We start from the raw sequence: 13,143 nt of genomic DNA, 5'->3' as shown, positions 1-13,143 counted from the left end.
AGGATATGCGTAAAATGGGCGGCTTGAAGAAAGCAATGCCTATTACTTATCTGACGATGTTGATGGGGACAATTGCGATTGCAGGAATTCCACCATTCTCTGGCTTCTTCTCCAAAGACGAAATATTGGCGGGGGCTTTTGCCGCTAGTCCGGTCTTATGGGGTTTAGGTTTTATTGGTGCATTAATGACGGCATTCTATATGTTTAGGATGCTGTTTATGACCTTTTTTGGGACATTCCGTGGTACGGAAGAGCAAAAACATCATTTGCATGAATCTCCAAAGAGTATGACCATGCCACTCATTGTATTGGCTATACTTTCTGTGGTTGGAGGTGTAATCAACTTACCAGCTGTTTTGGGAGGTAATCATTGGCTTGAGGATTTCCTGGCGCCAGTGTTCTCAGAGGGAAAAGCAATAATACCTGCAACTCATCATTTGGAACACAGTACTGAATATTTATTAATGGCCGTTTCTGTTGTTGGGGTATTGATTATGGTTGCTTTAGCCTTTAATAAGTATGTTAAACGACAACAGTTACCTGAAGCGGGAGAAGGTGCCAGAAGTTTCTTGGCGAATCTATCTTACAATAAGTTTTACGTGGATGAACTTTATGATAGCATCATTGTACGTCCCATCAATTGGCTCTCAGCTTTCTTCGGGAATGTTGTGGATCAACGTGGCATTGATGGCGTTGTTAATGGTGCCGGTAAGGCAACATTTGATACCGGAAAGGTATTGCGTTTGCTCCAGAATGGTAATGTTGGTTTTTATTTATTGATGATGGTAATTGGGGTGATTGCCATTTTCATCTATGGATTGTTGAGTCTTTAATTTTGGTATAATCGATGGATAACTTGTTTTTACTTATTTTATTGCCGCTAATAAGCGCATTGATTCTAACGTTCTTAAAGACCAATGCTGCAAAGTCTATTGCCTTGATTTTATCATTACTGTCTTTGGCTTTGACTATTCCTTTCCTTTGTACTTTTGACGCAAATGGCGGAATGCAATTTGAACAAAATTGGCTATGGATTTCTTCATTGCATATTCATTTTCATATCGGCGTTGATGGAATTAGCTTGCCGTTGATCTTATTGACGAATGGGCTGATGCCTTTAATTATTGCCACAACCTTTAAGAAGGATTATAAAGGAAACTTTTATGCTTTAATGGCTTTTATGCAAGCGGGCTTATTGCTCGTATTTATGGCCTTGGATGCGTTTACTTTTTATGTGGGCTGGGAGATTGCCTTGATTCCGATTTATTTTATTTGTGCACTTTGGGGTGAAGGAGATCGTATCCGCGTAAATTTGAAATTCTTTATTTATACTTTTTTGGGTAGCCTTTTGATGTTGATCGGTATTCTTTATCTCTATCAACAAGTGCCCAATCGTGATTTTGAATGGACTTCATTTATTGCATTAGATTTGGTGGAAAACACACAGCGATGGTTATTTTGGGCTTTTTTTGTTGCTTTCGCCATCAAAATACCAATTTTTCCTTTTCATACTTGGCAACCCAATACGTATACAAACGCACCTGCAGCAGGCACGATGTTATTGGCGGGTATCATGCTCAAAATGGGGGTTTATGGTTTAATGCGTTGGCTATTGCCTATCGCACCAGCTGGTGTTGCTCTATACGGACATTTTGCAATGATCTTATGCGTTATTGGGATCGTTTATGCTTCCATTATTGCAATTAAACAAGATGATGTGAAGCGATTGATCGCATATTCATCAATAGCCCACGTTGGTTTAATTAGTGCTGGTGTCTTTACATGGAATACCAATGGCCTGAGTGGAGCAACTATTCAAATGTTAAATCACGGTATTTCTGTGATAGGACTTTTTTATGTGTTGGATATTATACAGCAGCGCACACAGACACGTCGTCTTACTGAGCTTGGTGGAATAGCAAGCAAGGCGCCTCGGTTGGCCATCTTCTTTATGATTATTTGTATGGGAGCAGTGGGGTTACCATTAACAAATGGATTTATTGGTGAGTTTTTATTATTGAAAGGCGTTTTTCAATATGGATTTTGGTTTGCTGTTTTTGCGGGTTTAACCTTAATTCTGGGTGCAGTTTATATCCTTAGGCTTTATCAAGGAACGATGCTGGGAGAAACGACCGAAAGAACTATACAATTTGAAGATGTAAAAGGAACGGAACTTATTGTATTGACAGTGGTCTCTGTCTTGATCCTTTATATTGGTATATTCCCTAATTTCCTATTGAACCTTTCTGCAGGTTCTGTGGAAGTTTTAAGTACATTTTTAGGCAGATAATAGATATATTTAATTGTATGGGTGCAATAATTACACTTTCGATATTAGCATTAGTCGTCCTTTACCTTGGCTTATTCAAGATGAAATCTATGCTGCTGCCTGTTTCTATTCTTGGCTTCTTGGTCGCTATTGGTTTCCTATGGAATGACTGGACTTCTACCAGCGGACCTCTCTTTAGTGGGATGGTTCATTTTGATCATTACGCTATTGCTTTCTCGGTCTTATGTATCGCGGTTACCTTGTGTATCTTTGTAATCTCAAAGGGATATTTTGATGAGGAGGGACAAATTGCGGAGTATTACTCGTTATTGATTTTCTCCCTCACAGGTGCTGTTCTTGTGAATAGTTATCATAATTTTTCAATGCTTTTTTTAGGTATTGAAATTATGTCTGTAGCGCTTTATATTTTGGTCGGGATACGTAAAAGAGACAAAGCATCAAATGAAGCTGCATTAAAGTACTTTTTGATGGGCGCTTTCTCTACTGGGTTTCTACTGTTTGGTATTGCCCTGTTATACGGTGCTACCGGATCATTTGATTTAAGTGAAATCAAAAACTATGTCGTCAATAACCCGCAGGCAATTTCGCCTTTGTTTTATGGAGGTATATTGTTCCTCATTGTGGGACTGACGTTCAAGGTGGGGGCTGTTCCCTTTCATTTCTGGACACCAGATGTTTATGATGGAGCTCCGATACTGATTACGAGTTATATGAGTACGGTCGTTAAAGTTGCTTCGTTCGCCGGATTGTTACGTTTATTCAGTTATAGTCTATTGCCTTTACAAGATTTTTGGACTCCGGTTTTCTTAGTGATCGCCATTCTCACCTTATTTGTTGGAAATATTTCTGCATTAATGCAGTCTTCCTTCAAACGCATGCTTGCCTATTCAAGTGTTTCGCATGCTGGGTATATGTTATTTGCGATTGTAGCAGTAGGGGCTACTTCGGCTAATAGTATCTTTGCTTATGGCCTTGCCTATTCGCTAGCAACCATTGTTGCCTTTACAGGATTGATCCTTGTCAAGAAAACGACGGGCTCCGAGCATTTTGAAGCTTTTAATGGCTTGGGCAAACGAAATCCTTTGCTCGCATTTGCCATCACGATAGCCATGCTTTCTCTTGCGGGAATACCACTGACAGCTGGATTTATCGGTAAGTTTATGATGTTTTCTTCTGTTATGGAAAATTATCATATTGTTTTGCTCGTATTGGCGGTAATCAATGCAGGTATTGCTGTGTATTACTACCTGAAAGTTGTCGTTGCGATGTACTTTAGAGACAGTGACGAATCCTGTGTCAATGTGCAGTGGAATTATTCATTGGTATTATTCCTTGCCGTAATGCTTACCATCTTAATTGGGGTATATCCAGACTGCCTTTTAAAATTAATATAAAGTTTCTGTTAAAATACTTGTTGTTTATTAGAGCATGGCGATTTCGCTGTGCTTTTTTTATTTTTATTGGTATAACTCTTGAATACAAATTGTATATTGTAAAAAAGAAATCCTATCAATTGGAAGATGGTGTTTAAAGTGTGTGTTAAATCTTTTTCGATTCGTGTTTTATGTGTGTTACTTTTCTTCGTTATCTGCGGACAAGTAATTGCACAGGACTTTATTCGTGGAAAGGTTGTTGATGCACAAACAGGCAGGGGCATTTCAAGGGTTTCAATCAACTGGCTTGGGGAAGATAGTGGTGGTAGTAGTGATACCCTTGGGTATTTTAAAATTCTAGACATCAAGAAATACAGACAACTTGTATTTGGAGCAGTTGGGTATGAGCGGCGGACGGTGGATGTTCGTCGTTTACAAGATTCTATGCTGACGGTGCATTTAATTGCATCGAATAATACATTAGAGGAGGTCGTGGTCAATCGAAAAAACAAAAAGCCTAAAGATCCAGCTATTGCGCTGATCGAACAGGTGATAGCACATCGACCACAAAATCATTATACCCGTATACCTGAAATTCGTTTTGACGAATACGAGAAGACACAATTTGGTTTTGTCAATCCTGAAGATAAAGCGAAAAAATTTCCGAAACCATTCCGATTCCTCTTTGAAAATGTCGATTCTACAGCTTTTCGGGGGCAGACCATTGCACCCTTTTATTTGGAAGAAAACTATGCCAATATCTATTCATCCCATAATCCAGATCGTAGTAAGAAGATTGTCATCAGCCACAATCAGACGGAATTAAATCCACGCTTTTTTAATAATGATAATTGGCAGACACGGTTCCAGACGATACTCCGTGATGTTGATCTGTATGATAATACAATTCAGATCACGAACAAAGGAGTTTTAAGTCCAATTGCTTCCGGTGCTACAGCGTTTTATAGGTACAAAATTCAAGATACGATAAAGATAGAGGGGAAGGATTATATTGAGCTCCATTTTGAAGGTAAATCGGAAATTGATCTGCTCTTCTATGGTGATCTACTGATCTCAGATGATACAAGGTATGCGGTTCATCGCGCGACATTGAATATCGGACGTACTGCAAATATCAATTGGATAAATGACGTGCAGATAGATCTCAGCTATAGCGAATTTAAAAACGGTAGCATGCTTCCCGTTCATGCAGACCTGAAAATGTTATTTGGCGGGAGCAAGTCGGATGTATTGTATGGGCGCAGAGAAACCCAATACTTAGGACATCGCACCGATTCTATTTCGAATGAGAATTTTGCTGGTGTACCTGTTGAAAAAAGGTATCTCCTCCAGTCCGCACCGCATGTACCCATAGTAGGGATCAGACCAAGCCCATTAAGCCATGCTGAATTAGGGGCATATCAAAAAGTTGATTCGGTACAGAATATGCGTTCTTTTAATCAGTTAGTAGCATTGGGCTATTTATTGGCAAAGGGGTATTATAATGCCGGGAAAGTTGAGTTTGGTCCACTGGAATATCTTTATAGCCGTAATAATTACGAAGGGAATCGTTTTAGGATGAGTGGTCGAACAACACGCTTGTTTTCGGAAAAGGCCTACATCGAAGGATACACAGCCTATGGCGATAAAGACAAAGCGCTAAAATACTACCTGAGTACGGCATTTACTTTAAATGGAGAACGTATTGTTCAGTTTCCGGCAAATTATTTGCGCTTTACCGTACAGCACGACGTTATGGAACCGGGGCGAGGTTTGGGTTTTTTAAAAGGAGATGGTTTCTTCCGTTCTTTTGGAAAAAACAGGCCTAATAAATGGCAGTTTAATGATATCTATCGTCTCGATCATTTGATCGAATTTGGGAACCATATTAGTGTAGGAACGGCATTTACACATACCCGCAGACAACCTCGTGGTGATTTGTTTTATATCAATAGTCTACCTTTACCTGATACAGTCCGCCAAGTAAATACAAATGATCTACAGCTAATTTTGCGTTGGGCTCCGAATGAAGAATTTACTTATCATAATCTCGACAGAGGAACAGTAGAAAATAAATATCCCATTTTTACCCTGCAATATAATAAAGGCCTGAAAGGATTTTGGGGGGCAGATTATAGTTATGATGCGTTGCGGTTCAGTGTGTTCAAACGATTGTTCTTATCGCCAGCAGGACAGGCTGATTTTGAATTCTCAGGCGGGAGAATTTGGGGGAAACACCTGCCTTATACCTTACTGGAACTTCCAGAAGTCACTAAAGATAAGCAAGGGCCGTTGGTGAACTTTGACTTGATGGCGACCTCGGAATTTGTTTCAGACCAGTTTTTGAAATTAACTTATTACCACAATTGGAATGGTTTCTTTTTTAATAGAATTCCTTTGTTCAGACGGTTAAAGTGGCGTGAAGTAACAGGATTCAAGGCTTTTTATGGAAAGTTAAGCGATGCCAACAATCCCTTTGTTACGCCCGAAAATATTCAGTTTGAAGCGGACAAAGACGGTATTATTCAAACAAAAGCCGTGCGTAACAAACCTTATGTAGAAGGACTTGTGGGGGTGGATAATATCTTTAAATTGATTAGATTAGAGTATAAAAAGAGATTAAGCTATAAAGGCGGTGAAGGAGTTCCTTCTGATACTTTTACGGCATCCTTACATTTTAATTTTTAGCAATTATGGTTCAATATTCAAATTTAAAGTATGCCATTAAAGATAGTATTGGCTATGTCATCATTAATCGCGAGCCGCAACTGAATGCCTTAAATCAGGAAACGCTTGATGAATTGCAAGATATCTTCAAACATTTCAATTCCGATGATCATGTAAGGGGTATTATCCTGACCGGCGCCGGACATAAAGCATTTGCCGCGGGCGCGGATATCAAGGAATTTAAGGATTTGTCTGTAATTCAGGCGCGATGGCTTAGTGAAAGAGGACATATTATTTTTACGGATCTTATCGAAGCTTCTCCGAAGCCAGTTATTGCCGCTATAAATGGATATGCTTTGGGCGGAGGACTTGAGATGGCTTTAGCTTGCCATATTCGTATCGCTTCTGAAAATGCCAAAATGGGACTTCCGGAGGTTTCTTTGGGCCTGATTCCGGGTTACGGAGGTACGCAGCGTTTGCCCAAATTGATCGGAAAAGGACAGGCTATGCAAATGATTTTAACGGGCGATATGATTGATGCGCAGCGAGCTTATGAACTAGGACTGGTCAATGAGGTGATCGCACAGGATAAACTAATTGCCCGAGCGGAGGAAATACTCCAAAAGATATTTACCCGCTCGCGTGTTGCGGTGGCAAATGCTATTGCTGCCATTAACGCCGCTGAAGATAAACAACAGAACGGGAATAAGGTGGAAATGGATGCCTTCGGACATTTGTTCGGAACAGACGATTTCAAAGAAGGTGTTTCAGCATTTTTAGGGAAAAGGACACCCAATTTTGAATAATGCCGCAATACTTCGTTAAATGCTATACGTTGTGCATTGGCAGGTTTGAATGTCGATGAAGAGATGAGATAGCGCCAAGAAAAGATGTTCGGATGGAGAGCCAATCGTTTATAACCAATCGTTTAGAGGTAATTGGTCAAGATGGGTTATGAATCTGAATATGAATTGTTTAATCGATATTATTTTTGATATTTTTTGCGATATTCTTGTGGCGACATTTTCATTTCTCGTGTAAACGCTTTTGAAAAATGAAAGGGGTCATAAAAATGGAGTTTGAATGCGATTTCTTTAATCTTAAGTAATGTAAATTGTAGGTAAGAGCAAGCTCTTTGCATACGGAGTTGATTGTAATATACCATGGGCGGGTAAGATGTTTTCTGCTTGAATAAGTTAATAAGATGGGATTTGGAATAGCTGAAACGTGCTGAAATATCATCTAGATTGATATTGTTCTCCAGATTGTCTTTCATAAATATGATGATGTCCTGTATAATATTGTCTACTTGAATTCGGTTACTTTCTCTAAACTGCGCCTGATATTGAATGGAAGCTAAAAAATATTGAAAGCAAAAACTGGTATACTCCAAATTTTCTGGGCTGTACCCCATTTCCAGATTTTTGTAGATACTTTCGAAGAGTTGGATGCGGTTAGCATGTTTGTTTGAATCCGCGTCATCTATATGAATCACTTGCCCCATGATATGTTTAAAAAGAGTTGCATCTGTCCCAGCGAAATGAATCCAATAGATGCTCCAGGGATCATTTGATTTTGCGCCATAGCAATGTGCACTATCTCTCGGTATAATAAATACATCGTTTCTTTTAAGGTTGTGCGTTGTGTCATCCTGTTTTATCCAACCACTTCCTTTTTCGCAATAAATCAGAATATATTCCTTGCATCCTTCTTGACGATCACGGTAGTGTTTTTTTGCATTGGGATAATAACCGATATGTGTGATGTGTAATTTTGTTGTGATGTTGTTGTCTGCCTGGTAGTTGCATACGGCATAGGGAAGGACAATCGCCTTTTCTCCTTTGAATCCTTCTGCGATGACATCTTGGTTTTGTTTCATAAATCGAGCTTGTTTTTGGTTATCCTTATAAAAATAGTAATATTTTACATGTTTATCGTGTTCACTTACATGATTCTCCCCAAGTAATCCATTACTTTTACCTAAGTAAATCTAAATATGTAAACTCTTATGCAAAAGACCGCGACAACCTATCTGCTATTGATCACTTTTGTGGCTGCTATTGGTGGATTTCTATTTGGATATGATTGGGTAGTTATTGGAGGTGCGAAACCATTTTATGAGGCTTATTTTCATTTGGAATCCGATCCTGCATTGCAAGGATGGGCCATGTCTTCGGCGATTGTGGGAAGCTTTGTTGGTGTACTGCTCTCGGGGGGATTGGCAGATCGCTATGGTAGAAAACCATTGATTTATACCGCTGCAATTTTATTTATAATTTCTGCATTAGGAACCGGCATGGCGTCCGAACTTGACACTTTCATTATTTATAGGATTTTGGGCGGGATAGGTATTGGTGTAGCCTCCAATTTGGCTCCGATGTATATCGCGGAAATCGCCCCTGCAGAAAGTCGGGGAAAATTTGTATCGGTCAATCAATTAACCATTGTACTGGGCATACTTGCAGCGCAAGTGGTTAATTGGCTCATTGCTAAGCCGGTTTTAGCTGGAGAATCTATTCTAGAAACCTGGAATGGGCAAGAGGGTTGGAGATGGATGTTTTGGGCAGGAGCGATCCCAGCGGTCGTTTTTTTGGTGCTGCTTTTCCTGATTCCCGAAAGCCCCCGTTGGTTGTATTCGAAAGGGAAGCACGAACAGGCAAAGCGTGTGTTTTTACGCATGGGTGGAGATGAATATGCAGCAGAAAATATTCAATCTATTGCCGAGGCGGCTGAACTAAGTCAGGGTAAAGCCCGAAAAAGAAATTTATTTCAGGGCAAGTTGCTGCGGTTGTTGTTGCTCGGGAGTTTTATTGCTGTCTTTCAGCAGTGGTGTGGGATTAATGTTATTTTTAATTATGCCCAAGAAATTTTTACGGCTGCCGGATATACAGTTTCGGGGATGCTTTTCAATATTATTATCACTGGAGTGATCAATGTAATTTTTACATTCATCGGCATGTATCTGGTCGATCGAATTGGTCGCCGTGCATTGATGCTCTTCGGATCAGCAGGGCTTTTTGTGATTTATATTGCCCTAGGGGCCTGTTATTATTTCAATTGCAGTGGCATTTTCGTGCTTCTCCTTGTGTTAGCCGGAATTGCGGTGTATGCGATGACTTTGGCACCTGTTACTTGGGTAATCATCGCCGAAATATTCCCTACAGCTGTAAGGGCGCAGGCTATGGCGATCGCGACATCATTACTATGGATTGCATGTTTTGTGCTCACTTATACTTTTCCTTTACTGAATCAAAATCTGGGCGCAGCTGGTACATTCTGGCTGTATGGTGGGGTCTGTTTTATCGGTTATCTGTTTCTATGGAGCCGACTGAAAGAGACCAAAGGAAAAAGCTTAGAAGAAATTGAACAAGAACTGGAAGGATAATTGGCACTAGGATAATCAACTCGACCTATATAAACCTATTAGCGTATTAAGAAAATGACAGAATTGACTCGTTACCTCATAAAATCAACAGTTGACCAGAAAGGGATCGTAAAAGCATGGGAGGAGCAGATTGCGATTCCAACATACGAGATTGGGACGAAGGAGAAGAATCCCATATTTGCCGAAAAGCGCGTATACCAAGGTAGCTCGGGGGTAGTATATCCTTATCCGATCATAGAGAAAATTAGCGATCAGAAGCGAAACAAGATCTATCAAGCGCTATTTCTTGAAAATGAATATATCAAGGTGATGATTCTTCCAGCTTTAGGTGGACGGGTTCATATGGCTTATGATAAAGTTAGAGAACGACATTTCGTTTACTATAATGAAGTTATCAAGCCCGCTTTGGTTGGGCTCACTGGTCCTTGGATTTCCGGAGGGATTGAATTTAATTGGCCCCAGCATCATAGACCGACTACTTTTATGCCCACAGAGCATTTAATCGAACACAACAGCGATGGAAGTATTACGGTTTGGTGCAACGAAATCGAGCGTATGTTTCGGATGAAGGCCATGCAGGGATTTACCTTGCATCCCGACAAAGCGTATTTAGAAATCAAGGTTCAAGTGTATAATCGGACAGCATTGCCACAAACTTTTCTGTGGTGGGCCAATCCGGCTGTTGTTGTGAATGACGACTATTATTCCGTGTTTCCCCCCGATGTCAATGCCGTTTTTGATCATGGAAAGCGAGAGGTCTCTTCTTTCCCGATTGCTACGGGAACCTATTACAAATACGATTACTCGGCAGGTGTTGATATTGCACAATACAAAAATATTCCTGTTCCGACATCCTATATGGCCATTCAATCGAAATACAACTTCGTTGGCGGCTATGAGGCTGGTGCTACCAATGCGGGGATGTTACATGTGGCCGACCATCACATTTCACCTGGGAAAAAACAGTGGACCTGGGGAAATGGTGACTTTGGTGTCGCTTGGGATAGAAACCTGACAGATGAAAATGGACCATACATTGAATTGATGGCTGGTGTATATACAGATAATCAACCTGATTTTGCTTGGTTACAACCCTACGAAGTGAAATCTTGGTCTCAGTATTTTATGCCTTACGCAGAAGTTGGACAGGTGAAAAATGCAACAAAAGATGCGGTGCTTAATATGGAAGTTAGGGAGCAGACTGCTCACATTGTCTTGTATACAACAGGGAGGTATGAAAATATACGTGTTTTGTTACGTAATACGGCCGGTAAAATCTATTTGGACGAACAAGTGACTTGTTCTCCTCGGAATATTTATACCCAAAGTGTTGCTGGATTGGACAGTGTAACAACCGAACTCATATTGACTGTGTATGATAAAAATAACCATGAAATATTGGTCTACCAGCAAGAACAGCCGAAGGATGCTGAAGATATACCCAAACCGGCACAGGCAGCATTGCTGCCCGAAGACATTGGTTCTATCGAAGAATTGTTTTTGACAGGACAGCATCTGGAGCAGTACCGACATGCAACTTATAATCCATTGGATTATTATAAGGAGGCTCTGCGACGTGAACCGAACGACATCAGATGTAATAATGCAATGGGCGCTTTTTTGTTGCGGAACGGTAAAATAGAGGAGTCCATTACTTATTTTGAGACCGCGATCGCTCGCGCTACGGAGCGTAATCCCAATCCTTATGATGGAGAACCTTATTACAACCTTGGTGTAGCTCTGCAACTATCTGGGGATCTGAATGGAGCTTATGCAGCTTTCTACAAAGCAACATGGAATGCCGCATGGAAGGATTCTGGCTATTTTGGCTTGGCACAAATTGATGCGAAGAGAGGCAATTGGAATGCTGCTTTGGAAAAAATAGATCACTCATTGAGCAGAAACTGGTATCACCATAAAGGAAGGCAGCTGAAGGCCTCTATTTTAAGAAAAATCGGGGCAAAAGATGCCGCTTTAGCATGTATTCAAGAATCAATGGAATTGGATCCGTTTAATATGGGATGTCGATTCGAATGGTACCTGTTAACACAAGAAGAATCGATATTTTCTCCTATTCTCGATTTAGCGCAGGTTAATATTCATAGCGTGATGGAGTATGCATTGGATTTTGCTCATGCCGGTCTATATGAAGAAGCATCTTTACTCCTGGAAAAAACCATTGAAGACATAACCTTAGTTTACCCTATGGTATATTATACACTAGGGTATTTTGCGACTCATCTGGGCTTGCATGACAAGGCAAAGACGTATTGTGATCAAGCCGTCGTTATGGATCCGACTTATTGTTTTCCAAATCGTTTGGAAGAGATTGCAATTCTCCGACATGCCATAGTTTTAAATAGTGCTGACGCAAAGGCCTCGTATTATTTGGGCAATCTTTGGTATGGTAAAAGACAGCATCAGGATGCTGTTGACTGTTGGGAGCATGCTATCCAATTGGATGGACAGTTTCCTACCGTTTATCGTAATTTGGCCTTAGCTTATTATAATCGGATAAACAAGAAGAAAGAAGCCTTGCCCCTATTGGAGAGCGCATTTTCATTGGATGAAACTGATGCACGTTTACTCATGGAGCTTCATCAGCTCTACAAGAAGGAGGGACGCTCTTACAAAGAAAGGTTGGCCCTGCTCGATCGATATCCGGATTTGGTGACGCTTAGAGATGATCTATTCTTGGAGCGGATCACCCTATTTAATCTCTTGGGTGAATATGAGAGCGCGAAAACGTTGCTTGCTTCCCGGCAGTTTAAGCCCTGGGAAGGAGGGGAAGGTAAGGTCTCTCGTCAATACACGATATGTCAGCTCGAATTGGCCAAAAAATCGATACTGCAAAATGAACTGCAACAGGCGCTTTCCTTGCTAAAGGCGCTTGATTATTATCCACATAACCTTGGTGAAGGTAAGCTGATTACAATGGAAGAAAACGATGTTCACTATTATAAAGGACTCGTCTATCGTTTATTGGGTATGGACGAAGAAGCTAAAGTTTATTTCCATAAAGCAACAGAAGGTGCTGATGAACCCCAGCAGGCCCTTTTCTATAATGATCCACAACCAGATAAGATATTTTATCAAGGTTTGGCCTGGCGTGAGCTTGGTAATCTAGTGCGAGCTGAACAACGTTTTCAATGTTTAATAGATCATGGAAAGTTATTTATTGACAAGCCCTTTAAAATAGATTATTTTGCAGTTTCCTTGCCTGATATGGATATTTGGGAGGAAGATCTGGATCATAAGAATAAAATACATTGTTTGTATGTCATGGGATTGGGGTATTTGGGGAATGGAGATCGTGCTTTGGCAATGGATTATTTAGCACAAGTCCAGCGGTTGGATCCCAATCACCAAGGGAGCCAGGCTATTATGTATTCTTTCTTAGGTGAAACTTCTTTAAAGAATTAATTCAG

8 protein-coding genes are annotated in these 13,143 nt (G+C 40.4%); 7 read left to right on the top strand and 1 reads right to left on the bottom strand.

Going from position 1 to position 13,143, the window contains the following annotated elements:
• The 5 genes from ACHWSC_RS21635 to ACHWSC_RS21615 all read left to right on the top strand — a co-directional run.
• A partial coding sequence (locus ACHWSC_RS21635) for a proton-conducting transporter membrane subunit (protein WP_394678143.1) occupies positions 1-833 on the top strand: 833 nt, incomplete at its 5' end.
• A 14-nt stretch (positions 834-847) separates the two neighbouring features.
• Positions 848-2,290 (top strand): NuoM family protein, encoded by a 1,443-nt coding sequence (locus ACHWSC_RS21630; RefSeq protein ID WP_394678142.1) that lies wholly within the window; start codon positions 848-850, stop codon positions 2,288-2,290.
• 17 nt (positions 2,291-2,307) lie between these two features.
• The gene (locus ACHWSC_RS21625; protein WP_145328813.1) at positions 2,308-3,684 is read left to right on the top strand and encodes an NADH-quinone oxidoreductase subunit N; all 1,377 of its coding nucleotides are present in this window, start codon (positions 2,308-2,310) and stop codon (positions 3,682-3,684) included.
• A 126-nt stretch (positions 3,685-3,810) separates the two neighbouring features.
• Positions 3,811-6,351, top strand: a complete 2,541-nt coding sequence (locus ACHWSC_RS21620) for a DUF5686 family protein (RefSeq protein WP_394678141.1) — start codon at positions 3,811-3,813, stop codon at positions 6,349-6,351.
• A 5-nt stretch (positions 6,352-6,356) separates the two neighbouring features.
• Positions 6,357-7,136 (top strand): enoyl-CoA hydratase/isomerase family protein, encoded by a 780-nt coding sequence (locus ACHWSC_RS21615; protein WP_394678140.1) that lies wholly within the window; start codon positions 6,357-6,359, stop codon positions 7,134-7,136.
• 179 nt (positions 7,137-7,315) lie between these two features.
• Here the strand turns inward: ACHWSC_RS21615 and ACHWSC_RS21610 are convergent, their stop codons facing one another.
• Complete coding sequence (locus ACHWSC_RS21610) at positions 7,316-8,209, bottom strand: AraC family transcriptional regulator (protein WP_394678139.1); 894 nt, start codon at positions 8,207-8,209, stop codon at positions 7,316-7,318.
• 129 nt (positions 8,210-8,338) lie between these two features.
• Here ACHWSC_RS21610 and ACHWSC_RS21605 point away from each other — a divergent pair, with 129 nt between their 5' ends.
• Entirely contained in the window at positions 8,339-9,715 is a 1,377-nt protein-coding gene (locus ACHWSC_RS21605) for a sugar porter family MFS transporter (protein ID WP_394678138.1), read from the top strand.
• 54 nt (positions 9,716-9,769) lie between these two features.
• Entirely contained in the window at positions 9,770-13,138 is a 3,369-nt protein-coding gene (locus ACHWSC_RS21600; RefSeq protein WP_394678137.1) for a DUF5107 domain-containing protein, read from the top strand.
• Positions 13,139-13,143: the final 5 nt, after the last annotated feature.

Origin of the sequence: uncultured Sphingobacterium sp. (assembly GCF_964277905.1) — a bacterium.
Classification (GTDB): domain Bacteria; phylum Bacteroidota; class Bacteroidia; order Sphingobacteriales; family Sphingobacteriaceae; genus Sphingobacterium; species Sphingobacterium siyangense.
The sequence above is the reverse complement of the archived record's forward strand: the minus strand, read 5'-3'. Positions and strand labels throughout refer to the sequence as shown.